A 26693-nucleotide genomic window follows, 5' to 3' on the forward strand; every position below is an offset into this window, starting at 1 on the left:
CTGGTCGAGGCGAAGCTTGGCGTTCACCAACGGGCGGGTGGCACGGATGACGGTGGAGTGCCGTATCTCATGCAGGTGTGCGGCCAGAGCCTGGTGCTGCTGGCGCAGCTGCTCCAGTGCCTGGGCTGCCGTCTGGTGCTCTGCCAGCTGTGCCTGGGCCGTCTGTAGCGCCGACAGCGCCTGGCGGTGGGCGTACTGCAGCTCGCTGAGTTTTTGTTCGGCGTGTGCCAGCTGCGCGCTTTGCGTCTGCACGAGCGACAGAAGATCGGCGGCACTCAGCGGCTCGGAAGGGGGCCTATCGCGGGGGGGGGTCATGGCGAAATTATCCTGGATCGGTGGCTGTCAACGCCTGCGTCACTCTTTTTTTGATAGCTACTTGCGCTTGCTGCACAAGGGAAGACGTGATTTTTGCCATTTTTCAGCACGAGCCTGCGGGCTTGCATCTACCACGGTGCGTGCGTTGTCAGGATTCGCCCTGTTTTTGGCCTTCAGGGTATATCCAGAAAGCGCCATAAGCTATCAAAGGAGGAGCGGTTTGGGTGGCGTGGCGTTCCTTCTGTAACCTGGCGGGCCTGGTACTTGCCGGACAATCGCACACCCATGCCCCCACTGCCCGCCTTCTCCGCTCCTGCGCACGCATCCGCCGCGAACCTGGTGGTGTCCATCGTCAGCCATGGCCATGGTGCGCAGGTGCAGGTGCTGTTGCAGGCGCTGGCGCAGCGCTGCGCGGCGTCAGTAGCGCGGGTGGTGCTCACGCTGAATCTGCCCGAGGCACCCCCGTGTGCGCCTGCCGCGGGCTGGCCGTTCGTGCTGGAGCTGCGCTGCAATGCCCAGCCCGCAGGCTTTGGCACCAACCACAACCGGGCCTTGGCGGGGGCGCCTGAGGCCTTTGTGTGCGTGCTCAACCCCGACGTGGCCCTGCTCCCCGATGGCGCAGATCCGTTCGCTGCCCTGGTCCAGGCTGCCGGCATGCGCGGGGTGGGCTGCGCCTATCCGCTGCAGGTCGATGTCCAGGGGCGCGTGCAGGACAGCGAGCGCGCACTGCCCACCTTGGTGGCGCTGTGGCAGCGCCGTGTACGCCGGCGCGGCGAGCAGCGGCTCGACTGGGTCAACGGCGCCTGCCTGGTGTTGCCGTCTCCGGTCTGGGTAGCGCTGGGGGGCTTCGATGAGGGCTACCACATGTATTGCGAGGACGTCGATCTGTGCCTGCGCCTGCGTTTGGCGGGCTGGGCCCTGGTGGGCGCTGCCGCCGTGGTGGTGCATGCAGGCGACCGCGCCAGCCGTCGCGCCTGGCGGCCCCTGTGGTGGCATGTGCGCAGCCTGCTGCGGCTGTGGGCGTCTCCGGTCTTCTGGCGTGCCCGGGGGTTGCCTTCGTTACAGGGCGCAGTGCGGCCAGAGTAGGATCACCCCCCCATATGATTTGGCTTTCCGTGATTGCATTCCTGACAGCCGCGTTTGCTGCGGGGGGCGTGGTGCGCTGGGCGCACGGCCACACGGCCGCCTATGGGCACGAGATGCCCCAGCGTTTTCACCTCGGCAACGTGCCGCGCCTGGGGGGACTGGCCATGCTGGCGGGCATCGTCGCCAGCTGGGGGCTTGGGGGGCTTGTGTCGGCGTTCTGGGGGGATCCGGCTTCGCTGCGCATTGGCGCGTGGGCGGGTTGGTGGCTGGTGGCGCTGCTGCCCGCTGCATTCGGCGGCATGGCCGAGGACGCGACCCAGCGCCTGACCGTGCGCTACCGCCTGCTGCTGACCGGCCTGAGCGGCGCGCTCGCCGTCGTCGTACTCGACTTGCACGTGCCGCGCCTGGGCATGCCGTGGCTTGACGCACTGCTGTTGGTGGCGCCGTGGCTGGGCTGGGCCATTGCCCTGTTGGCCGTGACAGGCCTGCCCCATGCGTTCAACATCATTGACGGCTACAACGGCCTGGCGGGTATGGTGGCGCTCATCGTGTGCCTGGCGTTGGCGCATGTGGCGCTGCAGGTGGGGGACCGCGGCCTGGCGGCGCTGCTGGTGGCCACGGCGGCAGCTACAGGGGGGTTTCTGGTGTGGAATTACCCGCGCGGCCTGCTGTTCGCAGGCGACGGCGGTGCTTACATCTGGGGCGTGGTGATTGCGCTGGCGAGCCTGACCCTGGTGCAGCGCAATCCTGACGTATCGCCCTGGTTCCCGGTGCTGCTGCTGATTTATCCGCTCTGGGAAACGGTGTTCTCTATCTACCGCAAGTTGGCCCGGGGTGTGTCGCCCGGGGTGGCCGATGCACTGCACTTCCATCAACTGATCTACCGCCGCATTGTGCGCAGTGTGTTCCATGAGGACATGTCGCGCCGCATGCTCAAGCGTAACAACCGCACTTCGCCCTATCTCTGGGCCTTCACCATGCTCACGGTGGTGCCCGCGCTGCTGTTCTGGAGCAACACGCCGGTTCTGATGGCGCTGTGCGTGCTGTTCTGCGTGTGCTATGTCACGGCGTACCTGGCGATCGTGCGCTTCAAGGTGCCCGAGTGGGTGCGTCGCTGACGCCGGTGCGCTGCGTCGCTGCAGACTGCACATGAATGGCGTTTTTGCGCCCAGGGCCTCGTTGCAAATCATCGCGATCGCTGCCCCTGTCACGGTGGTTTCCGTTGAGCCCTGGGCCGGATGCATTGGCTCCATTTTGTTCCGTCATGGGCGGGGCCGCACGCGAGCTGCTGCACAATCCGAGAGTTACTGAACCTTCCGACCGCACCGCACATGACCGACCCGCTCACCATCGCACCGCGCGACAAGGCCGAAATCCTCGCCCAGGCGCTGCCCTATATCCGCAAGTTCCACGGCAAGACCATGGTCATCAAGTACGGCGGCAACGCCATGACCGACCCAGAGCTGCAGCAGGACTTCGCCGAGGACGTGGTTCTGCTCAAGCTGGTGGGCATCAACCCGGTGGTGGTGCATGGCGGCGGGCCGCAGATCGAGACGGCGCTCAAGCGCCTGGGCAAGCAAGGGCACTTCATCCAGGGCATGCGCGTGACCGACGCGGAGACCATGGAGGTGGTGGAGTGGGTGCTGGCCGGCGAGGTTCAGCAGGACATCGTGGGCCTCATCAACCAAGCCGGCGGCAAGGCCGTCGGCCTGACGGGGCGCGACGGCGGGCTGATCCGCGCCCAGAAGCTGAAGCTGCGCGACCATAAAGACCCCAGCATCGAGCACGACGTGGGCCAGGTGGGCGATATCGTGGCGATCGACCCCAGCGTCGTCAAGGCGCTGCAGGACGATGCGTTCATCCCGGTCGTCAGCCCGATCGGCTTTGGCGATGCCAACGAGAGCTACAACATCAACGCCGATGTGGTCGCCAGCAAGCTGGCCACCGTGCTGCAGGCGGAAAAGCTGCTGCTCCTGACCAACATCCCCGGCGTACTTGACAAGCAGGGGCAGTTGCTGCCGGAGTTGACCTCGGCACAGATCGATGCGCTGATTGACGATGGCACGATTTCCGGCGGCATGTTGCCCAAGCTGGCGGGTGCCATCGATGCGGCCAAGGCGGGCGTGAAGGCGGTGCACATCGTCGATGGCCGCGTGCCCCATGCGATGCTGCTGGAAATCCTGACCGACCAAGCCTACGGCACGATGATCCGCAGCGAATAAGCACGCCGCTGCCGCAGCCAAAGCCCCATGGCCGTGGCCATGGGGCTTTTCTTTGGCCTATACGCCGCGCGCCCGGTCGGTTTTGAAGCGCGCGCGGAACTGTGCGAAGGTGCCCGCGTCCAGCGCTTCGCGGATTTCGCGCATCAGGTTCAGGTAATAGTGCAGGTTGTGGATGGTGGTGAGCATGGGCCCCAGCATCTCGCCGCAGCGGTCCAGGTGGTGCAGGTAAGCGCGCGAGAAGCCACCGCGCCCGCCATCGGCCCAGGCCACGCCATCCTTGCCGGCGCAGGCATGGCAGGTGCAGGTGGGGTCGAGCGGCTGGTGGTCTTCGCGGTGGCGTGCGTTGCGGATCTTCAGGTCGCCATGGCGCGTGAAGATGGTGCCATTGCGTGCGTTGCGCGTGGGCATTACGCAGTCGAACATGTCTACGCCCTGGGCCACGCCCTCCACCAGGTCTTCCGGTGTGCCCACACCCATCAGGTAGCGCGGCTTGTGCGCTGGCAGGCGGTGCGGCGTGTGCGCCATGATGCGCAGCATCTCGTCCTTGGGCTCGCCCACGCTCACGCCCCCCACGGCGTAGCCGGGAAAGTCCATCTCCACCAGGGCTTCAAGGGACTCCTGGCGCAGGTTTTCGAACATGCCGCCTTGCACGATGCCGAAGAGCGCGTTGGGGTTCTCCAGGCGCTCGAACTCGGCCTTGGAGCGCAGCGCCCAGCGCCGGCTCATTTCCATCGACTGGCGCGCTTCGCGCTCGGTCGTCAGGTGGCCCTTGGTTTCGTAGGGGGTGCACTCGTCGAGCTGCATCACGATGTCGGAGTTCAGCACGGTCTGGATCTGCATGCTCACCTCGGGCGACATGAACAGCTTGTCGCCATTCACGGGCGAGGCGAAGTGCACGCCTTCTTCGGTGATCTTGCGCATGGGGCCCAGGCTCCACACCTGGAAGCCGCCTGAGTCGGTCAGGATGGGCTTGTGCCACTGCTCGAAGCCGTGCAGCCCACCGAAGCTGCGCATCACGTCCAGGCCCGGGCGCATCCACAGGTGGAAGGTGTTGCCCAGGATGATCTGGGCCCCCATGTCGTGCAGGCTTTGTGGCATTACGCCCTTGACGGTGCCGTACGTGCCCACGGGCATGAAGATGGGGGTCTCTACCGGGCCATGGTTGAGCGTGAGGCGGCCCCGGCGCGCGTGGCTGCCGGGGTCGGTCTTGAGCAGGTCGAATTGCAGCATAGGAGGGCGATTTTCCCAGACTGCGTTGGCCTACACTGGTTCCCTCTAACCAAGGAGAGAAAACAATGCTGAGAATTCTGGTCGCTGCCGACGGTTCCGAACTGGCCCTGGACGCCGTGCGCCACGCGTTGATGCTGGTGCGCCGCGGCGGCCTGCAGGCCACGTTGGTGCTGGGCCATGTGCAGGAAGAGGCTTCGCTGATCGAGCTGGCCACGCAGGGCGCGGATGCCGTGGCCACGGCCAGCGTCGAGGCGGGCCAGCACCTGTTGGCCTCAGCGGTGGCACTGGTGGAGGCTGCGGGCGTGCCCTACGAGACGGAAATTGCCCTCGGCCCGGTGGCGGCCACGCTGGCGGACATGGCGGAGCGTTGCGGCTGCGATGCGCTCATCATCGGCGCGCGCGGACTGGGCGGGCTGCGTGGCGCTTGGTTGGGGTCGGTGTCGCAGGCGCTGGTGCACCAGTGCACGGTGCCGGTGACGGTGGTCAAACACCCTGAGCCGCAGGAAGTGATTGACGCCGACGCTTGATGTGCTACTTAAAGAAGAGCTGTCAGCGCTTGCTAGATAAGCGCTAGGCTGCTTTTTTATAGGAAGATTCGTGGCGCTGCAGCTTGCCGTGCGGCAGGCTGGCCAGGCGCTTGAACATGCGGCGGCAGTAGCCCGCGATCCACAGGCATTTGTTCAGCTCGTCCACCGGCAGCGGGCCGGAGACGACCACCAGGTCATTGGCCTCGGCCAGGGCGCCTGCGGCACGCAGGCGGCGGCGGTGGTGGGCGGCCCAGGACTGGATGCGCGTCGGGTTGCCGTGCTGGTGCACCTGGCCGGTGAACAGGTCGAAGGCGATGGCCACGGTATCCGTTTTGAGCTTGAAGCGGCGCTCACCCGTGACGGCACTGGGCGCATCGCGCATGTCGTACAGGTAGTAGTTGCCGGCCTTGAGCTGGTATTGCAAATCCATGGATTTTCCTTCGGGCGCTGTGGTCTGGGGACGGGACGCCGCGGGGCTTTAGGGCAACGCTGAACAAGTCCCCGCGCGTCGCGCATCCCCGCTTTGGAACGGTCTGCTGTGTTGCAAATCCTCGCCATAGCTACGGCTATGGCTGCGGTTTGCGCCTTGCATCCCATTCCAAACCAGGGCGCGCGCCATCGCGGGGACTTGTTCAACGTTGCCTTAGTGTGAAACGGCGGCAAGTGGCTGCAAATGGCCGCTTGTCGTCGCATCTCCTCCCTTCGTATATCCCCGCTTGCAGGAGTGCGTGCATTGTGGCCGCAGCCCTGGTGGGATTCAAGCAAGGAGGGGCGCGCAACCGTAACCGGTTGTGACCTGGCTCAAGGCATTGTCAGCCGCATCACCAGCCGCTTTGCTTGCGCAGCACGAATGGCACGGGCGCGGGCGCCGGGCCGCTGGCGCCCGGGGTGGCCTCGGGGCTCCAGGTGCCGCGGATTTCCTTGCCGCAGCGGCCCTCGGTGACTTCGCCCAGCCAGGTGGCGCTGATGCGCTTGCCATCCTCCGACTCCTCCAGCGTGAGCTGGCCGTCGTCCACGTCGCCCACGACCTGCACCGTCCGTCCACCGCGCTGCAGGGTGCCGCGCACGCTGTCGCGCAGCTCCGGGTGCGGCCCCAGGCGCAGTGCCTCGCTCTGGCCGCCGAGCTCGGCCTGCCATTGGCCCAGCAGATGGCGCTGCTGCATGTCTGCGGCGGCGGTGCAGGGTACGTGTTCGGTTTGTGAGGATTTTTGCGCCCAAACGCTTGCGGAGAAAGCGCTGGCAGCTATCAAAAAAAGAGTGGCAATGCGGGTCATGGCGTGCGGTTGTCGGCCTGGGCCTTGCGCGCGGCGAATTCGGCGCGCAGGGCCTTGAGTTTCTCGCGCGGGTCTTCGCGCGCGGTGCGGGCGTCGAGCTTCATTTCAGCGATGAAGCGGCTGGGCTGGCAGGCCACCATCTCGCGGCCCTTCTTGCGTTTCTTCGTCCAGCTCACCACCAGGGTGCGCTGGGCGCGGGTAATGCCCACGTACATCAGGCGGCGCTCTTCCTGCAGGCGGGCCGCCGTGTCGTGGCTGACCTCTTCCTGGCGGCCTTCGTCGTCGTCGAGCTTGAAGGGCAGCATGCCCTCGGTTACCCCCACCAGGACGACGTGCGGCCACTCCAGCCCCTTGCTGGCGTGTAGGGTGGAGAGCACCACCATGTCCTGCTCCTGCTCGCGCTCCGAGATGGTGGACAGCAGGGCGATGGTCTGCGCCACTTCCAGCAGACTCTTGGTTTCGCTGTGCGTGCCGGTGCCATCCTCCACCTGGCCGCCGGCGCGCTGGGCCATCCAGTCGCAGAACTCCAGCACGTTGCTCCAGCGCGCGGCAGCCACTTTTTCGCTGTCTTCACTGTCGTACAGGTGCTGCTCGTAGCCCAGCTCCTTCAGCCAGTCCGTCAGGAAGGCGCGCGCCGCCTCGGCGCCGTAGGTGTGGCGCGCGCGGTACTCCAGCTCGTTGACGGTGCGGCCGAACTCCATCAGCCCCTCTAGCCCGCGCCGGGGAATGACGGCGGGCAGCATGGCGTTGAACAGCGCGCCGAACATGCTTTGCTTGTGCTGCGTGGCGAACTCGCCGAGCGCACCGAGCGTGGTGTGGCCGACGCCGCGGCGTGGGCTGGTGATGGCGCGCAGGAAGGCCGGATCGTCGTCGTTGTTGATCCACAGGCGGAACCAGGCGCACAGGTCCTTGATCTCGGCGCGGTCGAAGAAGCTCGTGCCGCCCGATACCTTGTAGGGTATGTTGGCCTTGCGCAGGGCCTTCTCGAAGGGCTTGGCCTGGTGGTTGGCACGGTAGAGCACGGCGAAGTCCTTCCACGCCGGTGGCGGGTTGGCGGCGGCGCGCAGGCTCTGGATGCGCGCCACGGCGCGCTCGGCTTCGTGCTCCTCGTTGTCGCAGTCTTGCACGCGCACCGGCTCGCCCTCGCCCAGCTCGGAAAACAGTGTCTTGGGATACAGCTTGGGGTTGGGCTGGATGACGTTGTTGGCCGCGCGCAGGATGGCGCTGGTGGAGCGGTAGTTCTGCTCCAGCTTGATCACCTTGAGCTGCGGGAAGTCCTGCGGTAGTTTCTTCAAGTTGTCCAGCGTGGCGCCGCGCCAGCCGTAGATGCTCTGGTCATCGTCGCCCACGGCGGTGAAACGCGCGCGTTCGCCCACCAGGAACTTCAGCAGTTCGTACTGCGTGGCATTGGTGTCCTGGTATTCATCGACCAGCACATGGCCCAGGATGCGCTGCCACTTTTCGCGCACCTCGGGGTGGTGGCGCAGCAGGCGCATGGGCATGCCGATCAGGTCGTCGAAATCCACGCTCTGGTAGGCGGCAAGGCGCTCCTCGTAGCGCTGCATGATGAGGGCGATGCTGCGCTCGTGGTCGTCCTGCGCCATGGCCAGGGCCTTGCGTGCGTCCCAGCCCTGGTTCTTCCAGGCGCTGATGGTCCATTGCCATTGGCGCGCGGTGGCCAGGTCGGTGGTGCCGCCCGCGCAGTCCTTGAGGATGCCGCTCACATCGTCCGCGTCGAGAATGCTGAACGAGGGCTTGAGGCCGAGCACGTGGCCGTCCTCGCGCACCATGCGCACTCCCAGAGCGTGGAAGGTGCACACCAGCACGTCCTTGGCCTGGCGGCCGATGAGGCCGCTGGCGCGCTCGCGCATCTCGGCGGCGGCCTTGTTGGTGAAGGTGATGGCGGCGATGCGCCGGGGCTGCAGCCCGGTTTCGATCAGCCGCGCGATCTTGTGCGTGATGACGCGCGTCTTGCCCGAGCCCGCGCCCGCGAGCACCAGGCATGGGCCTTCGGTGTAATGCACTGCCTGGAGCTGGGCGAGGTTGAGACCGGCGGACATGGGAGGAAGGAGGGGCAGATCGGGCGGGCGCAAGCGTGGAGCGCGCATGATAGCGGCGGAAAAAATTTCACGGGCCCGAGTCCTGGGCCGCCCTGCGCGCAGGGCGAGAATGCGCCGGTGCTCTCCGTCCTACAAATCACCTTTCCGTTCTTCGCCCTGGTGCTGTGCGGCTACCTGGCAACGCGCACCGGCGTGCTGCCGGTGCCGGCCATCGGCGGGCTGAACACCTTCGTGCTGTACTTCGCGCTGCCGTGCATGCTGTACCGCTTCGGCGCGGGCACGCCCATTGCGCAGCTGCTCGACCCGGTGGTGGGCGGCGTGTACCTGCTGTGCGCGCTGCTCTTGGTGGGCGTGACCATCGCCGCCACGCGGCGCGGGCGCATTGGCTGGAACGATGCGGCCTTCGGCGCGCTGGTCACGGCGTTTCCCAACTCGGGTTTCATGGGCGTGCCGCTGCTGGTGGCGCTGCTGGGCCAGGCCAGCGCGGGGCCGGTCATCGTCACCATGGCGCTGGACATGTGCGTTACCAGCTCGCTGTGCATCGCGCTGTCGCGCCTGGATGGCGCGGGTGCGCACGGCGCGGCGGTGGCGCTGCGCAACGCCCTGCGCGGCATGGCCGTGAACCCCATGCCCTGGGCCATCTTCCTGGGCGCGCTGGCTTCGGCGCTGCAGTGGCGCTTGCCCACGCCGGTGGACCAGACCCTGGCCATGCTGGCTGGCGCAGCCTCGCCGGTGGCGTTGTTCACCCTCGGCGCGGTGCTGGCGCGCTCGCAAACCAGCCTGCATGAACAAGTGCCCTGGCGCCAGTACGTGCCGCTGGCGCTGGCCAAGCTGGTACTGCACCCGCTGCTGGTGTGGGGTGTGGGCCGGGCTGCCATCGCCCTGGGGGCGCCTTTGTCGGACTTCACCCTGACAGCGCTGGTGCTGGTGGCGGCGCTGCCCAGCGCCAGCAACGTGGTGCTGCTGGTGGAGCGCTTTGGCGCCCACGGCGGGCGCGTGGCACGCATCATCCTGGTGTCGACGGTGCTCGCTTTCCTGAGCTTTTCCGCGGCCGTGGCGCTGCTTGCGTGACGGCCGGGGAGCGGGGGCTCAGGCGTTGTCCTGCACCACGGGCTGGCGGCTGCCTGCGGCCAGCGTGATGCGGGTGCGCTTGAGCAGCGGGCTGGCGGGCGCCGTGCCGTCCGCGTTGAGCGGCTTGACCTTGTTGTAGACCACGGTCAGCGCTGCCGCCGTGAGCGTTGCGCTGGCGTAGCCCTGCGCGTTGTGGTCAACGTAGGCGAAGTCGGGGTTGTGGGCGCGCAACAGGCCGTCAAAGCCCTCGGGCGTGGCCACCAGTGCGGCCAGCGGCGTGCTGCCGGCGCCGGCCTTGATGTACGTGTAGAAGCTGGAGCTGCTGATGCCCGCGGACACGAAGTCCACCACGGCGGGCGCACCGGTTGCGGGGTTGGCTGGGTCGTCGCGCACCACGCCGCATTGGAAGGCGTGCAGGTCGCCTGTGATCGCCACCACGTTCTGAATGCCGTTGCTGGTGATGTGCCGCAGCAGGTCGGCGCGGTGGCTGGGGAAGCCGTCCCAGGCATCGCAGTTGACCACGTACTGGGCGTTGTAGGGCGCGGGCGCCAGGGCCCGCAAGTCCAGCCACAGGCGGCTGAGCATGACCTCGTTGCCCCAGATCTTCCAGGTGGAGGTGCTGTTTTTGAGCGTCTGCTTCCACCAGTCGGTCTGGGTTGTGCCCAACATGGACGGCGTGCGCCCCAGGGCCTGGGTCTTGAGGGCCTCGAACTGTGCCAGCACGGGCTGCTGCACGAAGTAGCGCGAGCCGATGGAATCACCGCCGTTGATCGGGTCGTGCCCCTGGGCCTGGGCGATGACCGCCTCGGACACGAGGTGGTCGTCGCGGTACAGGCGCTGGTCGGTCATCACCAGGTGGGCGAGGTTGCCGAACTTGAAGTCGCGGTAGATGCGCAGGTTGGTGTAGGCCGCGTTGGCGCTGTCGAACGACATGTCGCCAAAATCGACCGGCATGTATTCCAGCCAGGCCTGGCTGGCCGCGCGGCGGCGCGCGGTTTCCTGCTTGTTTTCGTTGGTGTAGGTCTGGTGGTCCTGCCAGCAGTCGTCGCTGAACTCATGGTCGTCCCAGGTGGCGATCAGGGCGAACTTGGCATGCAACGCCTGCAGCCGGGCATCGCCGCGGTAGGTGCGGTAGAGCGTGCGATAGTCGGCCAGCGTGGTGGCGTAGACGGTGCCGTCGGCCAGCTTGGTGCCGTTGGGCAGGCTGATGCGCGGGTGCGCCGGCTCGGCCGCGCCGGACTGGAAGGCCGCACCCACGGTTTCGTAGATGTAGTCGCCCAGGTGCACGATGAAGTCCAGGTCGGACTCGGCAGCCAGCAGGTTCATCGCGGCCCAGTGGTTCACGCTCCAGTCCTGGCAGGTGAACCAGGCGAAGCGCAGTTGCGGCACGGTCGCGCCCGCAGCAGGCGCGGTCTTGCCGGTACCGACTGCGCTGAAGTCGTTGCCGGCCACGAAGCGGTAGTACAGCGGCGTGGCCGAGGGCAGTCCTGTGACTTTGGCGCGCACGGTGAAGTCGTAGGTGGCGCTGGCGGTGAGCGCTACGTCGGCCAGCAGTGTGTCAAACCGCGTGCTCTTGGACACCTGCAACCGCACCGGCACATCGCCGGCGGAACCGTCTGCGCGCACGCAACGGCTCCAGAACACCAGGCTCGACTCGCGCGGGTCTCCGCTGGCCACGCCCTGCGGGAATTGGTAGCGGCCCGTGGGTTCGTCATCTCCGCCGCCGCAGGCGCTGAGCGCAGAGGCGGCGACGACGAAGAAGCTGGTGCGGGCGAGGAAGCGGCGGCGGTCCATTGAGGGAGTCATAGTGCGCGCGGGGGCGGTTGGAGAAGCGCCCCAGCGTAGGCCCCCGGTATGACGGTGCTGTGAAAGCCGCACCGCCGCTCAGAGGCTTCAATACTCCCAGAACATGCGCTGCAGTGCTTGCGTGCTGGCGCCCTTGGCCACGGCCAGCATGGTCAGGATGCGTGCCTTTTCCGGGCGCAGATCATGGGCCACCACCCAGTCGTACTTGTCGTCAGGCTGCTCGGCGTTGCGCAACACGAAGCCATAGGGCACGCGCGAGGCGCGAACGATGACGGTGCCCTTGGCACGTGCGTCCTGCAGCGGCTTGACCATGCGGTCGGCCACCGAACCATTGCCCGTGCCGGCGTGGATGATGGCCTTGGCGCCGCTCGACACCAGGGCGTTCACGGCCGTGGGTTGTACGTTGCCATAGGCGTAGACGATGTTCACCTGCGGCAGGGCCGTGATGGTGTCGATGTTGAACTCGGACTGGTTGGTGTGGCGCTTGACCGGGGCGCGGAACCAGTAGTTCTTGCCCTCCACCACCATGCCCAGCGGACCCCACTGGCTCTTGAAGGCGCTGGTCTGGACGTTGATGTCCTTGTTCACGTCGCGGGCGGTGTTGATCTCGTCGTTCATGGTGACGAACACGCCCTTGCCCTTGGCGTCCTTGGAGGCGGCCACGCTCACGGCGTTGACCAGGTTCAGCGCGCCATCGGCCGACAGGGCGGTGCCCGGGCGCATGGAGCCGACCGCGGCGATGGGCTTGTCGGTGTGCACCGTCAGGCTCAGGAAGTAGGCGGTCTCGGCCAGGGTGTCGGTGCCGTGGGTGATGACGATGCCGTCCACGTCGCTTTGCTTGGCCAGTTGCGACACACGCTGCGCCAGCTTGAGCAGGTGCTCGTTGGTGAAGCTCTCGGAGGCGATCTGGAACACCTGCTCGCCCGACACCTTGGCGATGTTGCCCAGCTCAGGCAGGCCGGCCAGCAACTTGTCCACCGGCACCTTGGCGGCCGAGTAGGTGGCACTGTTCATGGCCGACGCTCCGGCGCCGGCGATGGTGCCACCAGTGGCCAGCACCACGACGTGGGGCTTGGCGGCGGCCTGGGCGGCCGCACTCGCAGCGGCGGGGCTGGCGTCTTGCGCCAGGCTCAGTGCAGGGTTGCCGGCGATACCGGCGAGGACGATGCCGCGGCCACCAGGGATTTGCGCAAGGGCTGGAAGGTCATGTGTGGATTCCCATCAAAAAAACGGCCTTGCGAACCGTGGGCAGGCACGATGCCCGAAAAGAATGCGCTTGGCATTGGTGAAAACACCGGCAGCGCATGCATTTCATGCCCTGGGAGTCACGCAGGAATCATGCCCGTGGCGCGGTGTCCGGGCCTTCAAAGTGGGTCAGATGGCTTGTGGGTCCACGTCCACCAGCCAGCGCACCAGGCCTTTATGCCGTGCACGCTCGGCGTGCAGCAGCGGCTGCCAGGCGGCCAGGAAGCGCTGCAACGCGGTGCGGCTGGTGCTTTCCAGCAGCATTTGCGCGCGCTCCACATTGGCCACGCGCTGCACCGCCAGCGGGACTGGCGGAAAGATGAACACCTGCTCCAGCCCCGGCAGCGGGGTGGCCCGCGCTGCATCGCCGGCGGCCTGCAGGAAGGCCTGGGCCGTTTCCTGTGTACGCGCGTCGGCGCGCACCAGGGCCTGGAAGGCGAAGGGCGGCATGCCGGCCTGGGCGCGTTCGCCGAGCTGCTGGGCCGCGAAAGCCGGGTAGTCATGGCGGCGCAGCGCAGCGAACAGCGCGTGATCGGGGTGCCAGGTCTGCACCCACATCTCAGGCTGGCTGGCCTGGGCCTCCATGTAGCGCGCGTCGCGCCCGGCGCGGCCTGCTGCCTGCATGAGCAGTGCGAACAGGCGTTCGGGCGCGCGGAAGTCGCTGGAGAACAGTGCCCCGTCGGGCTGCACCGCAGCCACCAGGGTGATCCGGCGAAAGTCGTGGCCCTTGGCCACCATCTGCGTGCCCACCAGCACGTCCACCTCGCCGGCGTGAACCTGGGCGAGCTGTTCTTCCAGCGCACCTTTGGCGCGCGTGGTGTCGGCGTCGATGCGCGCCACACGCGCGGCGCGCCGTGCGGGGGTGATGACGTTGCGCAGCAGCGCGGCCAGCTGTTCCTCCAACTGCTCAGTGCCGCGCCCCACGGGGGCGATGTCGAGGTTGCCACAGCCCGGGCAGGCGCGTGGCACGCGCTGCGCGAAACCGCAGTGGTGGCAGCGCAGGCTGCGGTCGGTTTTGTGGAACACCTGGTGTGCGCTGCAGTGCGGGCAGTCGCTCTTCCAGCCGCAGGCGTGGCAGTGCAGCACCGGGGCGAAGCCGCGCCGGTTCAGTAGCACCAGGCACTGCTCGCCACGCTCCACGCGCTCGGTCATGGCGGCCAGCAGCGGCGGCGAGAAGACCGCGCCGCGTGGTTGCTGCGCCATGTCCACCAGGCGCAGGCGCGGTAGCGCGCCCGCGCCAATGCGGCTGGGCATGTGCAGCCGCAGGTAGCGCCCGCCTTGCGGGTCCTCGGGCGTGGGCGGGCGGCTGGCGTGCCAGCTTTCCAGCGAGGGTGTGGCGCTGCCCAGGATGACCTTGGCGCCCTGCTCGCGCCCGCGCCACAGCGCCAGATCGCGCGCCGAGTAGCGCGCCCCTTCCTGTTGCTTGTAGCTGGCGTCGTGCTCTTCGTCGACCACGATCAGCGCCAGCCCCGGCAGGCTGGCGAACACCGCCATGCGCGTACCCAGCACGATGCGCGCGCGCCCGCTGTGCGCGGCCAGCCAGCTGGCCAGGCGTTGCGGATTTGTCATGCCACTGTGCAGGCTGACCACGCTGCCTGCGCCATACAGCGGCGCGAAGCGGGCGCGAAAGCGCGCTTCAAGCTGCGGCGTGAGGTTGATCTCGGGCACCATCACCAGCGCCTGGGCTGCCGGGTCGCGTGCCAGTGCGGCCTGCACGCTGTGCAGGTACACCTCGGTCTTGCCACTGCCGGTGCTGCCATACAGCAGAAAGGGGCCGGGTTGCGACGCGATTTGGCTGCACACGCTTTGCTGCTCGGCGCTGAGTGCTATGGTTTCGGTAGTTTCTGGGGCGTCCGGCGCGTCCTGCGCGGGCGCGGCCGGGCGGCGCAGGCGGCGTGCGAGCTGCTCGGGGCCGAGTTCGCGCAATTGCGGCGGCAGCGCGGCCAGCGCTACCTCGCCCAGGCCGCGCTGGTAGTAGCGCGCGGCGAAGGCCACCAGGCGGCGCCAGGCGGCATCCAGTGGCGCCAGGCCTGCGAGCACGCCGGCCACGGGGCGCAACTGCGCCATCGCGGGGAGCGGCTCGCCGGGCAAGGCATCCCACACCACGCCGAGCACCTCGCGCTGGCCCAGGGGCACGCGCACCAGCGTGCCGGGCGCCAGGGCTTCGGTGTGCTGGTAGCTGAGCAGGTCGCCCACGCCGCTGTGAGCGGGGGTCTGGACGGCCACGTGCAGGATGCAGGTCATTTAGCGGAACTTGTTCACACGGTTTGGCAGATGCGGGGCTAAGTGCTTGATGTGCCTGGGTTTGCCGGGTCATCCACGGTTTCTGTGGATAACTTTGTGGGCATCCTGTAGCCACCCCGGCCCAGGCCGCATGAATACTGGGCCCGGACGGATTGCACGCAAATTGGGCAAAAAAGAAAAAACCTTATGAATCAACGCTCTTGGCCTCTGCCAGCAGGGGGATGGGGGCGAACGCCATGGGCTGTGGGGAGGCGTGGCTTGCTATCGTTTTTGTGCATAAGTAGCACTGCGTGGCACCAAATGGCCAAAGAGAGGGTGGTTTTGTGCTAGGGTTTTCACCTAGAAGTGGCCATTCTGTCTTCGGTTTCAGGCGCAAGTGCTTGATTTTTCGGAGGTTTCACGGGGTATCCCAAAAAACTGTGGATAACTTTGTTGACATCCCTGGGGAAGCGCGCCCAAAGCCTTGAAAAATGGGGCTTTCGCTGGATTGCACGGAAAATGGGCAAAACCGGCAATCCATTGAAAATCAAGCACTTACGTGAGTTATCTGGCCGGCGCTCGGGGCGCTGTCAGCGTGGCCCAGGACTTGTAACGCCCGGGCCGCGCAGTGCATAAGTGCCCGCTCACCTCTCTCGGCGCATCAGCCCTGGCGCAGGGCGCGCGAATGGCTGTGCACCGCCTCGACCAGCGCAGCCACGTGCTCGGGCGGGGTGAACTGGCTGATGCCGTGGCCCAGGTTGAAGATGTGCGTCGGGCCGGTGGTGGTCTTGTCGGTGTGGGGCGTGCCAAAGCTGTCGAGCACCGCGCGTGCCTGTGCGGCCACCATGTCGGGCGGGGCAAACAGCACGTTGGGGTCGATGTTGCCCTGCAGCGCCTTGCCGGGGCCGCCCACTTGGCCGCCGACGATGGCGCGCGCCTTGCCCAGGTTGGCCGTCCAGTCCAGGCCCAGCACCTCGCAGTCGATGTCTTTCATGTCTTCCAGCCAGATGCCGCCGCCCTTGGTGAAGACGATGCGTGGCACGTCTTGCCCGTCCACTCCGGTGCGCTTGAGCTGCGCCAGCACGCGGCGCGTGTATTCCAGGCTGAACTGCTGAAAAGCACCATCGGCCAGCACGCCGCCCCAGCTGTCAAAAATCATCACCGCCTGGGCGCCTGCGTCGATCTGCGCATTCAGGTAGGCGGCCACGGCGTCGGCGTTCACGGCCAGGATGCGGTGCATCAGGTCGGGGCGGCTGTACATCAGGCTCTTGACCAGTCGGTAGTCGTCGCTGCCCTTGCCTTCGACCATGTAGCAGGCCAGCGTCCAGGGGCTGCCCGAGAAGCCGATCAGCGGCACGCGGCCATTCAGCGCCTTGCGGATGCTGGTGACAGCATCGAACACGTAGCGCAGCTTGTCCAGGTCGGGCGCGGCGAGCTGGGCCACATCGGCTTCGTTGCGGATGGCTTTGGCAAAGCGCGGGCCCTCGCCCTCGGCGAATGACAGGCCCAGGCCCATGGCGTCGGGCACGGTGAGGATGTCGCTGAACAAAATGGCCGCATCCAGCGGAAAGCGCTCCAGCGGCTGCAGCGTGACTTCGGTGGCGTAGTCCACGTTCATGGCCAGGCCCATGAAGCTGCCTGCCTTGGCGCGCGTGGCCTTGTACTCGGGCAGGTAGCGGCCCGCCTGGCGCATCAGCCACAAGGGGGTGTAGTCGGTGGCCTGGCGACGGCAGGCGCGCAGGAAGGTGTCGTTGAGGAGGGGGGGGAATTGCATGGCCCCGATTGTCTCGCACCGCGAGGAAGACCCTGGCGGAGGGCCCCGGCGCAGCGTGGTAGCTTCGCAGGCCAGTTGACCGGAGAACCACACCATGCAACCTACCTCCCTGCAGCGCACCGAGAACGCCCTGGCCGCCATTGCGGCGGCGGGCGAAGAAGGGCGGCGCATCTTCACCCGCGTGTACGCCGAGGCCGCGCTGGCCGCGGCGCGCGCGGCCGATGCGCGCGCCGCCAGCGGCACGCCGCTGGGCCCGCTCGACGGCCGCGTGGTGTCGGTGAAAGACCTGTTCGACGTGGCGGGCGAGCCCACCACGGCCGGCTCGGCCGTGCTGCGCAGCGCCGCGCCAGCGACGCAAGACGCGGCCATCGTGCAGCGCCTGCGCGCTGCGGGCGCGGTGATCGTCGGTAAAACCAACATGACCGAGTTCGCGTTCTCGGGCGTGGGCATCAACCCGCACTTCGGCACGCCCGGCAACGCGCTCGATGCCACGCGCATTCCGGGCGGTTCGTCGGCCGGCGCCGGGGTGGCGGTGGCGCGCGGTTTTTCCGACATCTCGATTGGCTCGGACACCGGCGGTTCGGTGCGCATTCCCGCGGCGCTCAATGGCATTACCGGCTTCAAGCCTACGCAGCAGCGCGTGCCGCGCGACGGCGCCTTCCCGCTGTCGTTCACGCTGGACGCGGTTGGCCCGCTGGCGCGCAGCGTGCTCGAATGCGCCCAGGCCGATGCCGTCATGGCCGGCCAGCCGTGGCAGCCGCTGCCGCGCCGCCAGCTGCGCGGCCTGCGCGTGGGCGTGCCGCGCGGTCTGCTGTTCACGCAGACCGAAGACGCCGTGGCGCAGGCCTTTGAACAGGTGCTGCAGGCGCTGGCGCAGGCCGGCGCCCGCGTGGACGACGTGGCGCTGGACGACTGGCTGGGTGCACCCGCCCGGCTGCAGCAAAACGGCAGCATCACCGCCGCGGAAGCCGCGCACATTCACGCCGACGTGCTGGCCCACCAGCCCGACGCCATCGACTCCGCGGTGCTGGCGCGTCTGCGTCCGGGCCAGTCGATCATGGCGGCGCACTACGTCGGCCTGCTGCGCGCGCGCCAGCGCCTGATGGCCGAGCTCGATGCGCAGATCGCCGACTACGACGTGCTGCTGCTGCCCACGGTGCCTATGCAGGCGCCGCGCATCGACGCGCTTGACCATGACGCCGACGCCTACCACCGCACCAACGTGCTGCTGCTGCGCAACACCACGGTGTTCAACTTCTATGACCTGCCGGCGCTGTCGCTGCCGATCACGCAGCCCGCGGGCGTGTTGCCGGTCGGCCTGATGGTGGTCGGCCAGCGCAGCGCCGACCGCGCGCTGCTGGCCATTGGCCACAGCCTGCAAACCCAGCTTGGGCCACTGCGCTGACCCCGCGCCTTGCCTTGGGCCTTTTTTGGCCTCCAGCGCTTGTTGGATCAGCGCTGGCAGCGTTTGATCGAGGCGCTTTATCCCCGGGCGCTGCGCGCCAGCGCCTGGTCGATGTCCCACAGGATGTCATCCAGGTCTTCAATGCCCACCGACAGGCGCACCATGTCGGGCGAGACGCCCGCGCGCTGCAGTTCTTCCTCGCTGAGCTGGCGGTGCGTGGTCGAGGCGGGGTGGATCACCAGCGTCTTGGCGTCGCCGATGTTGGCCAGGTGGCTGGCGAACTCGCAGGCGTCGATGAACTTCTCGCCCGCTGCGGCCCCGCCCTTGACGCCAAACGTCAGGATGCCCGAGGCGCCGGGCGCGCCGTCCACCGCGCGGAACTGCTTTTGCGCCAGCGCGTGGTAGGGCGAATCGGGCAGGCCGGGGTAGTTCACCCAGGCCACCTGCGGGTGGTTTTGCAGGAATTGAGCGACGGCCAACGCGTTGCGGCAGTGCTCGCGCATACGCAGGTGCAGGGTTTCGGCGCCCTGCATCAGCTGCCAGGCGTTCATGGGCGAGAGCACGCCGCCAAAGGTGCGGTTCACCTCCATGCGCGCCTTCATGGTGTAGCCAAAGTCGCCAAAGGTCTCGTAGAACTTCACGCCGTGGTAGGCGCGGCTGGGCTCCACCATCTCGGGGAACTTGCCGTTGTCCCACGGGAACTTGCCGCCCTCCACCACCACGCCGCCCATGGTGGTGCCGTGGCCGCCGATGTACTTGGTGGCGCTGTGCACCACGATGTCGGCACCCAGCGCCAAAGGGTTGCACAGGTAGGGGCTGGCCACGGTGTTGTCGATCACCAGCGGCACACCATGCGCGTGCGCCACGTCGGCTATTCGCCCAATGTCCAGCACGTTCACCAGCGGGTTTCCAATGGTTTCGCCATACACGGCGCGCGTGTTCGGGCGCATGGCGCGGGCGAAGTTGTCTGGGTCTGCGGGATCGACAAAGGTGGTTTCAATGCCCAGACGGCTAAAGCCTACGCCCAGCTGGCCCACGGTGCCGCCGTACAGCGTGCTGGCCGCCACGATGTGGTCGCCGGTTTTCAAAATGGCCAGCAGCGCCGCCATTTGCGCGGCCATGCCGCTGGCGCAGGCCAGCGCGGCGCGGCCGTTTTCCAGGTTGGCAATGCGCTCTTCCAGCACCGCCACCGTGGGGTTGCTGATGCGGCTGTACACGTTGCCAAAGGTCTGCAGGTTGAACAGGCTGCTGGCGTGCTCGGCGTCGTCAAAAACGAAGCTGGTGGTCTGGTGGATGGGCGTGGCGCGCGCGCCGGTCACGGGGTCGGGGCGGGCGCCTGCGTGGATGGCGCGGGTGCCAAAGCCAAAAGTGCGCTCAGCGCCGGGAGATGCGTGGTCTGCCATGGTTTTATGCAAAAAAAGCCTCCAGCGCTTATGGGGCAAGCGCTGGCAGCTATTGATTCAGGAGTGGTGGGTGCCCGTGCGGGGTCAGTACGGCAGTTGCTGTAGCCGCTTCGAGGAGATCACCTTGGTGTTCACCCCCATCCAGCCCAGGCCGCCGAAGATGCGCGCGTGCTCAATCTTCACGCAGCGGTTATGCACCGTGAGCAGCCCGGCCGCTTCGGCCTGCTGTGCGGCGGCTTCGTTGAACACGCCCAGCTGCAGCCACAGGCATTGGGCGCCCACGGCCACGGCTTCTTCGGCCAGCGGCGGAATGTCCTCGCTCTTGCGAAAGCAGTCCACCATGTCGATTTTCGCGCCCTGTGCGGCCAGCGCGGCGGCGGCCTCAGTCACGCTGGCGTAGGCGGTTTCGCCCAGGATCTGGCCGCCTTCGCGCGCGACCAGGGGGTTCACCGGCACGATGCGGTAGCCATGTGCCTGCATGTACTTGGCGGCAAAGTAGCTCGGGCGGTGCCACTGGGGCGACAGGCCCACCACGGCCAGGGTGCGGCAGCGCGTGAGGATGCCTTGCAGGGTGCTGATGGTGTCGGGGGTACGGCTCATGCGCTGGAGTGTAAGCAGCCGCGCGTGCTGCGCGGCGTCCCGGCGGTCACTTGTACTTCACGCTGCACCCATACGCCTGGGTCACCGCCTGGGCCACGGGCCGGCCGGCCGCCAGGTCGGCCAGCGCGGCCTTGACGTAGTTGGTGGCCTTGGGAATGTCGGCCGGGCGGGCCGAGGCAATGCTGTCGATGGCGCCCGCGTACACCAGCGTGCCTTCGGGGTTGACGATAAACATATGCGGCGTGGTGCGGGCGCCGTAGGCCTGGCCCACGGTGCCTTCCTCGTCCATGAGCACGGCCGTGGCCACGCCCTTGCGCTCGTGCAGCCAGTGGGCCAGCGCGGCGGGCTGCAGGTAGTCGCCGCTGGCCTTCGCGGTGGAGTTGATGGACAGCCACACCACGGCATGGTCGATGGCGTCCTTCTGCGTGGCGGGCATGTTGCCGCTGTCGTAGTGCTTGCGTACGAAGGGGCAGCCGGGGTTGGTCCACTCCAGCACCACGGTCTTGCCCTTGTAGTCCGACAGGCGCACGGGCTGGCCGGCGGTGTCCTGCAGCGTGAAGTCGGGCGCGCGCTGGCCCACGGTGGCGCTGGCCTGGGCCAGCGAGGGCAGGGCGCTGAACGCCATCAGGGCGGCGCTGGCAATCAGCGAGCGGCGGCAAAGCGTGGGCATGGCGGGTTCTCCTTCTTTGGGGGGAAAGTCAAAAAAGATAGCTGCTTGCGCAGGTCCTGCTTCGCTTCTCCGCGCAAAGAACGGTAAAGACTTGCAAGCAAACCATGGCCCTGCAAGCGCTTTCTTAGAGCGTGTTCACGATCTCGCGTGAAGGGGTGCAGGATGCGGATCGGGATGGGCTGCTAGGCGCAAACCGCAGCAATAGCCTTGCTATTGCGAGGATTTGCAACAACGCAGACCGCCCGATTCCGCACCTGCACACCCGCGTGGAGATCGTGAACACGCTCTTACAGCGCCGCCAGTGCCGCGCGCAGGTCGCTGGCGCTGAGGATTTCGCTGAACACCACGGGCGCCTTGCCCGGCGCGTGCAGCACGTACACCGGCACGCCGCTGCGCCCCAGTTGCGTGAGGGCGGCGGTGATGGCGGGGTCGCGCCGCGTCCAGTCCGCGCGCAGCAGGGCCACGTTCCGGGCGGCCAGGTCGGCCAGCACCTCGGCATCGGCCAGCGTGGTTTTCTTGTTGTACTGGCAGGTCACGCACCAGGCGGCGGTGTAGTCGACGAACACGGGGCGGCCGGTGGCCACGATCTCGTCGGCCAGGCCGGGGCGCCAGGGCTGCCATGCTCCTGAAACAGGAGCTGTTTGCGCTTGCTGCTCCCTGATTTCAACGATGTTTGGCATCCAATTCCAGGCCAGCCAAGCGCAAGCAGCTATGGAAAGCGGAGCAATCAGCCGACGCGCCGTGCCGCGCAGCGTCAGCGCCCACACGGCCATGGACAGTGCCACCAGCAGCGCCAGCAGCGCCGCTGCGCCGTCGATGCCGGTCTGCTGCCCCAGCACCCACACCAGCCACACCACCGTGGCCAGCATGGGGAAGGCCAGGAAGCGGCGCAGCGTCTGCATCCAGGCGCCAGGGCGCGGCAGCGCGCGCGCGAAGGCGGGCAGCCAGCTCGCCAGCAGATAGGGCAGCGCCAGGCCCAGGCCCAGCGCGGCGAAGATGCCCAGCGCCTGCGCAGCCGGCAGCGTGGCCGTGAGGCCGAGCGACGCGCCCATGAACGGCGCCGTGCACGGCGAAGCCACGGCCACGGCCAGCACGCCGGTGAGGAAGGCGTCTGCCACCGGGTGGCGCGCCTGCAGGCCGGCCAGCGATGACGGCAGCATGCGCCCGAATTCGTACACCCCGGCCAGGTTCAGCGCGATCAGCGTGAACAGCACCGCCAGCGTGGCCACCACGGCCGGCGACTGCAGCTGAAAGCCCCAGCCCACGGCCTCGCCCGCGGCGCGCAGCCCGAGCATGAGCGCGCCCAGGCCAAGGAAGGACAGCAGCACGCCCGCGGTATAGGCCAGCCCGCTGATGCGGTGCGCGCGCGTGTCTTGCGCGTGGCGCGCAAAGCCCACCACCTTGATGGCTAGCACCGGGAACACGCAGGGCATCAGGTTCAGCACCAGCCCGCCCAGCAGCGCGCCGAGCAGGGCCAGCAGCCAGGTGCCCAGGGGCGCGGCGGCGGGGGCGGGGGCGGCTGCCGCGCCGGGCGCCGGGCTGTTGCCCAGCTGCGCATTGGCGCGCAGCGCCGCCTCCAGCGCGGGTGACACGGTGGCGGCAGCGGCCAGCGCGGGCCAGCCGCCCGCCACCGGAAGCTCGGCGCGCCAGCCCTGGCCGCCGTGCGCCAGCACCACGGGCAGGGGCTCGGGGCTGGCGCTGCGCTGGGGCGACAGGGGGATGCGCGCCGTCCACACCGCGCCTTCCCACGCCTGGGTGTACGGTGCGGCGGTTTCGATCACGCTGGCGGTTTCGGCGAAAAACTCCAGCGTCTGCCCCTGCAGCGCGGCGGGCAGCCCGGCCACGCGCAGCACCAGCGCGCCGTCCTGCACGCGGGCGCTGCTGCTGCCGTCGCTGCCCACAGGCAGCGCCTGCGGTGCGGCCTGGTGCGCGGCGGCAAAGGCCGCGGCGTCCACCGCGGTGGTGCTGCGCAGCGGCAGTTGCAGCGTGAAGTGGCCTTCTTCCGGAATGCACTCCTTGCGGCACACCAGCCACGAGGCCTGCAATTGCACCGTCACCTCCTTGGCCAGCGGCCCGGGCGCGAAGGCCCCCGACACCGTGACCGGCACGGGCAGCAGCACCTGCCCCTCGTAGCCATAGTTGGCCAGGTTGCCGATGCGGATCTTGTGCGGCACGGGCCAGGCGATCTCGCCCGCATCCATGCCCTCGGGCAGTTGCCATTGCAGTTGCGTGGGCAGGCCCGAGTCACCGGGGTTCTTCCAGTAGGTGTGCCACTCCGGCTGGTGCGTGATGGAGAGGCCCAGCCACAGCGGCTGGCCCGGCCCCACGCCCTCGGGCGCATGGGCCACCAGCTCGGCCCGCACGTACGGTGTGGTCACCACGCTGCTGCCGGCGGTGGCCGATGTCTTGAGGGAAATTTGCGCGCCAGCGCTTATGGAGAAAGCGCTGGTAGCTATGAAAATAAGAGTGAACAGCCAGCGCTGCAGCAGATGGGTGGACATGACGCAGGGTAGGAGCGCGCCGGCGGCGCCTTGGTTCCGTGCCTGCGATTGTGCGCGCGGCCAGCCGCCCGCCGATCAAGTGCCGCGCCGCGGCTCAGCGCTTGCGTGCCACAGCCGCACCGGCCTTCTTGCGGATGCAGTAGTAGTAGGCGTTGCTGCCTTTGGGGTTGCGGTTGGGCACCACGCGCTCGTCGGCCGACTGCCGGGCCACGTAGAGCTGGCCGGTGCGCATGTGGTACAGCCGGTCGTTCTTGGCCTCGATGCCGCCGTGGTAGATGCCGGACGACTCGCCCACCTCCATCTCGTTTTCGGTGGGCAGCTCGGCGCCCTGGGTCTGGCAGTAGCGGCTGGCGGCTTCGAGCGACACCATCTGGTCGCGGTGGCCGGGCGCGGGCTGCAGCCATTCGCGGTCGGCCAGCGGGTTGCGGTACGGCGCAAAGCGCGTGCTGTAGAAGTAGTGGAACACGTCCTGCGCCAGCGCTGCAGCGGCCTGCGAGGCCAGCGCCGTGACGGTGAAGCTCTGCGAGCTGCCGTCGGCCGGCTTGAGCAGCGTGGCCGTGACCTGGATCGAGCTGCCCTCGGTGCGCGCATAGGTCATGTACACCAGCAGCGTCACCTGCCCGGCCTTGGCCTTGAGCGCGGCCAGTGCGGTGGCGTCGAGCAGCGCCGGGCGCTGCAGCTCGGCCGGGGTGATGCCAGCGAAGTCGAAGCGCAGCTTGGGCGTGCGGATGGAGGTGGCGCGCGTGAGCCGGTCCAGCTCGCTGATGAACAGCACGTTCAGGCTGCGCCCCAGCTCGGCCAGCGCGGCGCGCTCATGGTGGGCCTGCAACTGGTCCACCGCCTGCAGCGCGGCGATGGTGGTGGCCGGGTCGCCCTTGGCGGCGTGCAGCTCGTCAAAAATCTTGCGGTCGGCGGCGTACTCGGCGAAGTCGGTGGCGCGCACCACGGGAATGTTGGGCCAGACGACGAACTGCTGCCCTTCGGGGTCGCGGAAGTCCGCCACCGCGAGGCCAGGCAGCACCAGCAGCACGGCGGCCAGGCAGCAGCGTTGCAGGTGGCGCAAAAGCAGGGGAAGGGGCGTCGTCATGGGCGGATCAAGGCGCAGTGTGCTTTCGATTGTGCCGCCGTCCCCCGTGCGGCCAAGGGCCGAGAAAGCGGCGCAAGCGGGCGCAATTCAGCCGCTACCATGCCGCCATGCCTGCACCTTCGCTGAATTCTTGGCCCGCGCGCCATTGGGCCGATGTTTCCACCCGCGACTTCGCCGCCGCGCAGGCCTCGGGCCTGGCGGCGCGCACCGTGGCGGTGCTGCCCGTGGCGGCGGTCGAGCAGCATGGGCCGCACCTACCGCTGTCGGTCGATGCCACGCTGCTGCAGGGCGTGGTCGCCGCCGCGTTGCCGCAGCTGCCGGCCGACCTGCCTGTGCTTTTTCTGCCGCCGCAAGCCATCGGGCTGAGCACCGAGCACCTGTCCTACCCCGGCACGCTCACGCTCTCGCCGGCGACGCTGATCGCGCTGTGGAGCGAACTGGGCGCCTGCGTGGCGCGCGCCGGGGTGAAGAAGCTGCTGCTGCTCAACGGCCACGGCGGCAACGTGGCGGCCATGGACATCGTGGCGCGCGAGCTGCGCCAGCGCCACGGGCTACTCACCTACAGCGCGAGCTGGTTCAGCCTGCCGCTGCCCGACGCGGTGCAGGGCCTGTTCAGCGCGCAGGAGCACCGCTTCGGCATCCATGGCGGCGAGATCGAGACGTCGATGATGCTGCACCTGGCGCCGCAGACGGTGCGCATGGAGGAGGCGCGCGACTGGCGCTCCACCTCGCAGGACCGCGCCGCGGCGCATGCCATTCTGGGTAACGGCCGCAGCGCCAAGATGGGCTGGGCCATCGAGGATTACCACCCGGAGGGCGCCGTGGGCAACGCGGCAGCGGCCACGGCCGCTAACGGGCAGGCGATGGTGCAGGCGGCAGGCCAGGCGCTGGCGCACCTGCTGTCGGAGCTGCACGCGCTGCCCTTGTCGACGCTGGGCACGCCCGCGCAGCCGCGCTAATTCAACCGCCGACGTCGATCCATTCGCTGCCCCAATGGTGCAGCGCTTCGCGCAGGATCAGCAGTGCCGCCGCGAAGTCCGGGCGCTGGGGCAGGGCCGGGTCGGCATGGCCAGGGCGGTGCGCCTGGCTGTCCAGGCGGCTGAACAGGTTTTCCACCGCCGCGCGTGACAGGCGGGCAGGGCGCGCGGCCAGATCCGCCCCGGCGGTCAGCGCCACCTCGCGCAGCAGCGGGCTGGCCGTGCGCAGCACGTAGGCCGTGCCCGGCAGCACCCGCGTGGCGGGCATCACCGCGTCTTCGACGATGGCGATGGCGTGCTCCAGGGCCAGCGCCGTGGGCATGCGGGGGCCAAAGGCCTGCACCACCGTGCCCCAGCCCAGGGGCGCGGCATAGGGCGGCGCGGGCGGCGGCGGCACGAGCCGCAGGTGGTCGGACGCGAGCTGCAGGTCGAAGACGGCGGTGTGTGCGGTGGTGTGGGGCATGCCCCGGTTGTACTCCAGCGCGGACAGGCGCGCTGTGCGTGCGGCGCGTCAGGCGTGGGTGACCAGTGCGGCGTGCTCCGGCGCGTCCAGGTGCGGCAGGGTGTTGAAGGTCTGCAGCATCAGCCGCTTGGGCGAGATGGAGAACTCCGTCACCGCGCTGTTGCGGATGCGCATGTTCAGTGCGATGGTCACTTCGGGCGACGTGCCCAGCACCTGGCCGACGGCGGTGGAGATGGGGCCGCCGCTGCTGACCAGCAGCACGTTCTGCCCGGCGTGTGCGCGGCGCACGAGATCCAGCGCGGCGTGCACGCCGCTCGAGAAATCCTCCCAGCTGGGCATGCCCTGGGGGCTGATGGTGCCGCCCATCCACTGCGCCAGCGCGTCGCACAGGATGCGGAAATGCTGGCGGAACAACTCGGGCGTGTCCGGCTTGGCCAGGGGCGCGGTGTGGATGGCGCGGATCAGGGCCAGGCTGTCGTATTCGTCCAGGCCAGGCAGGGCCTGGGCGGGGGGCAGCGGCCCCAGCGCCTCGCCGATGCCGGCCAGAGTTTGTGCGTGGCGCTGCAGCGTGCCGGTGAGCACGGCGTCGAAGCGCAGGCCGCGCGCGCGCCAGTACGCCCCCAGACGTTGCGCCTGCTCCAGGCCGCGCGGGCTGAGTTGGTCGTAATTGGCGGCGCCAAACGAGGCCTGGCCGTGGCGCACAAGGTAGAGGGTTCCCATGGCGGCGATTGTCCGGAGGCGCTGCGCCATGGCC

24 protein-coding genes are annotated in these 26693 nt (G+C 68.2%); 7 read left to right on the forward strand and 17 right to left on the reverse strand.

Annotated elements, in window-relative coordinates; all coding sequences use genetic code 11:
• Nucleotides 1–315, reverse strand: a 315-nt coding sequence (locus BN2503_RS13325) for a hypothetical protein (RefSeq protein ID WP_148639754.1), incomplete at its 3' end; no start/stop codon positions are given.
• Between the two features lie 285 nt (nt 316–600).
• On the opposite strand from BN2503_RS13325, the gene BN2503_RS13330 reads away from it, so the two are divergent.
• The 3 genes from BN2503_RS13330 to argB all read left to right on the forward strand — a co-directional run bounded on the left by BN2503_RS13330 (nt 601) and on the right by argB (nt 3623).
• Nucleotides 601–1401, forward strand: a complete 801-nt coding sequence (locus tag BN2503_RS13330) for a glycosyltransferase family 2 protein (protein ID WP_175537920.1) — start codon at nt 601–603, stop codon at nt 1399–1401.
• A 14-nt stretch (nt 1402–1415) separates the two neighbouring features.
• Nucleotides 1416–2519: an MraY family glycosyltransferase gene (locus BN2503_RS13335; protein ID WP_054257155.1), complete on the forward strand. Its 1104-nt coding sequence runs from the start codon at nt 1416–1418 to the stop codon at nt 2517–2519.
• A 213-nt stretch (nt 2520–2732) separates the two neighbouring features.
• Nucleotides 2733–3623 carry an acetylglutamate kinase gene (gene argB, locus BN2503_RS13340; RefSeq protein WP_054257156.1) on the forward strand — a complete coding sequence of 297 codons (891 nt, stop codon included), beginning with the start codon at nt 2733–2735 and terminating at the stop codon, nt 3621–3623.
• 57 nt (nt 3624–3680) lie between these two features.
• On the opposite strand, the gene tgt is transcribed toward argB, so the two are convergent.
• Nucleotides 3681–4853 (reverse strand): tRNA guanosine(34) transglycosylase Tgt, encoded by a 1173-nt coding sequence (gene tgt / locus BN2503_RS13345; protein ID WP_054257157.1) that lies wholly within the window; start codon nt 4851–4853, stop codon nt 3681–3683.
• 65 nt (nt 4854–4918) lie between these two features.
• Between tgt and BN2503_RS13350 the strand changes: the two genes are divergently transcribed.
• Nucleotides 4919–5380 (forward strand): universal stress protein, encoded by a 462-nt coding sequence (locus tag BN2503_RS13350; RefSeq protein WP_054257158.1) that lies wholly within the window; start codon nt 4919–4921, stop codon nt 5378–5380.
• Between the two features lie 43 nt (nt 5381–5423).
• Here BN2503_RS13350 and BN2503_RS13355 read toward each other — a convergent pair whose 3' ends face one another.
• From BN2503_RS13355 to BN2503_RS13365, 3 genes are all read right to left on the reverse strand, one after another.
• The gene (locus tag BN2503_RS13355; protein WP_054257159.1) at nt 5424–5810 is read right to left on the reverse strand and encodes a hypothetical protein; all 387 of its coding nucleotides are present in this window, start codon (nt 5808–5810) and stop codon (nt 5424–5426) included.
• Between the two features lie 391 nt (nt 5811–6201).
• Nucleotides 6202–6543, reverse strand: coding sequence for a hypothetical protein (locus BN2503_RS13360; protein WP_233495075.1), 342 nt, complete (start codon nt 6541–6543; stop codon nt 6202–6204).
• Between the two features lie 107 nt (nt 6544–6650).
• A complete protein-coding gene (locus tag BN2503_RS13365) occupies nt 6651–8714 on the reverse strand; it encodes an ATP-dependent helicase (RefSeq protein ID WP_054257161.1) in 2064 nt (687 codons plus the stop codon).
• Nucleotides 8715–8831: 117 nt separating this feature from the next.
• Between BN2503_RS13365 and BN2503_RS13370 the strand changes: the two genes are divergently transcribed.
• Nucleotides 8832–9785, forward strand: coding sequence for an AEC family transporter (locus tag BN2503_RS13370; RefSeq protein ID WP_054257162.1), 954 nt, complete (start codon nt 8832–8834; stop codon nt 9783–9785).
• Between the two features lie 18 nt (nt 9786–9803).
• Here BN2503_RS13370 and BN2503_RS13375 read toward each other — a convergent pair whose 3' ends face one another.
• The 5 genes from BN2503_RS13375 to hemE all read right to left on the reverse strand — a co-directional run bounded on the left by BN2503_RS13375 (nt 9804) and on the right by hemE (nt 16833).
• Entirely contained in the window at nt 9804–11579 is a 1776-nt protein-coding gene (locus BN2503_RS13375; protein WP_054257163.1) for an alkaline phosphatase D family protein, read from the reverse strand.
• Between the two features lie 99 nt (nt 11580–11678).
• Nucleotides 11679–12743, reverse strand: a complete 1065-nt coding sequence (locus BN2503_RS13380; RefSeq protein WP_054257164.1) for an asparaginase — start codon at nt 12741–12743, stop codon at nt 11679–11681.
• Nucleotides 12722–12901, reverse strand: coding sequence for a hypothetical protein (locus tag BN2503_RS13385; protein WP_054257165.1), 180 nt, complete (start codon nt 12899–12901; stop codon nt 12722–12724). The genes BN2503_RS13380 and BN2503_RS13385 overlap by 22 nt, the downstream gene beginning before the upstream one ends.
• 64 nt (nt 12902–12965) lie before the next feature.
• On the reverse strand, nt 12966–15080 hold the full coding sequence (gene priA, locus BN2503_RS13390; RefSeq protein ID WP_054257166.1) for a replication restart helicase PriA: 2115 nt from the start codon (nt 15078–15080) through the stop codon (nt 12966–12968).
• 640 nt (nt 15081–15720) lie between these two features.
• Nucleotides 15721–16833: a uroporphyrinogen decarboxylase gene (hemE, locus tag BN2503_RS13395; protein ID WP_054257167.1), complete on the reverse strand. Its 1113-nt coding sequence runs from the start codon at nt 16831–16833 to the stop codon at nt 15721–15723.
• 94 nt (nt 16834–16927) lie between these two features.
• Between hemE and BN2503_RS13400 the strand changes: the two genes are divergently transcribed.
• A complete protein-coding gene (locus BN2503_RS13400; protein WP_054257168.1) occupies nt 16928–18238 on the forward strand; it encodes an amidase in 1311 nt (436 codons plus the stop codon).
• A 77-nt stretch (nt 18239–18315) separates the two neighbouring features.
• Here BN2503_RS13400 and BN2503_RS13405 read toward each other — a convergent pair whose 3' ends face one another.
• The 5 genes from BN2503_RS13405 to BN2503_RS13425 all read right to left on the reverse strand — a co-directional run bounded on the left by BN2503_RS13405 (nt 18316) and on the right by BN2503_RS13425 (nt 24499).
• Entirely contained in the window at nt 18316–19641 is a 1326-nt protein-coding gene (locus tag BN2503_RS13405; protein WP_054257169.1) for an O-acetylhomoserine aminocarboxypropyltransferase/cysteine synthase family protein, read from the reverse strand.
• An 84-nt stretch (nt 19642–19725) separates the two neighbouring features.
• Nucleotides 19726–20241, reverse strand: coding sequence for a CoA-binding protein (locus BN2503_RS13410; RefSeq protein ID WP_054257170.1), 516 nt, complete (start codon nt 20239–20241; stop codon nt 19726–19728).
• A 46-nt stretch (nt 20242–20287) separates the two neighbouring features.
• A complete protein-coding gene (locus BN2503_RS13415) occupies nt 20288–20911 on the reverse strand; it encodes a thioredoxin family protein (protein WP_054257171.1) in 624 nt (207 codons plus the stop codon).
• A 287-nt stretch (nt 20912–21198) separates the two neighbouring features.
• Nucleotides 21199–23412, reverse strand: a complete 2214-nt coding sequence (locus BN2503_RS13420; protein ID WP_082366597.1) for a protein-disulfide reductase DsbD family protein — start codon at nt 23410–23412, stop codon at nt 21199–21201.
• A 94-nt stretch (nt 23413–23506) separates the two neighbouring features.
• Nucleotides 23507–24499 carry a hypothetical protein gene (locus BN2503_RS13425; protein ID WP_054257172.1) on the reverse strand — a complete coding sequence of 331 codons (993 nt, stop codon included), beginning with the start codon at nt 24497–24499 and terminating at the stop codon, nt 23507–23509.
• Nucleotides 24500–24606: 107 nt separating this feature from the next.
• Here BN2503_RS13425 and BN2503_RS13430 point away from each other — a divergent pair, with 107 nt between their 5' ends.
• On the forward strand, nt 24607–25458 hold the full coding sequence (locus tag BN2503_RS13430; RefSeq protein WP_054257173.1) for a creatininase family protein: 852 nt from the start codon (nt 24607–24609) through the stop codon (nt 25456–25458).
• A gap of 1 nt (nt 25459) precedes the next feature.
• On the opposite strand, the gene BN2503_RS13435 is transcribed toward BN2503_RS13430, so the two are convergent.
• The gene (locus tag BN2503_RS13435) at nt 25460–25939 is read right to left on the reverse strand and encodes a hypothetical protein (protein WP_054257174.1); all 480 of its coding nucleotides are present in this window, start codon (nt 25937–25939) and stop codon (nt 25460–25462) included.
• Nucleotides 25940–25987: 48 nt separating this feature from the next.
• Nucleotides 25988–26659: a histidine phosphatase family protein gene (locus BN2503_RS13440; RefSeq protein ID WP_054257175.1), complete on the reverse strand. Its 672-nt coding sequence runs from the start codon at nt 26657–26659 to the stop codon at nt 25988–25990.
• Between the last annotated feature and the right edge of the window lie 34 nt (nt 26660–26693).

Origin of the sequence: Paenacidovorax caeni, assembly GCF_001298675.1 — a bacterium.
Taxonomy (GTDB): Bacteria; Pseudomonadota; Gammaproteobacteria; order Burkholderiales; family Burkholderiaceae_C; genus Paenacidovorax; species Paenacidovorax caeni.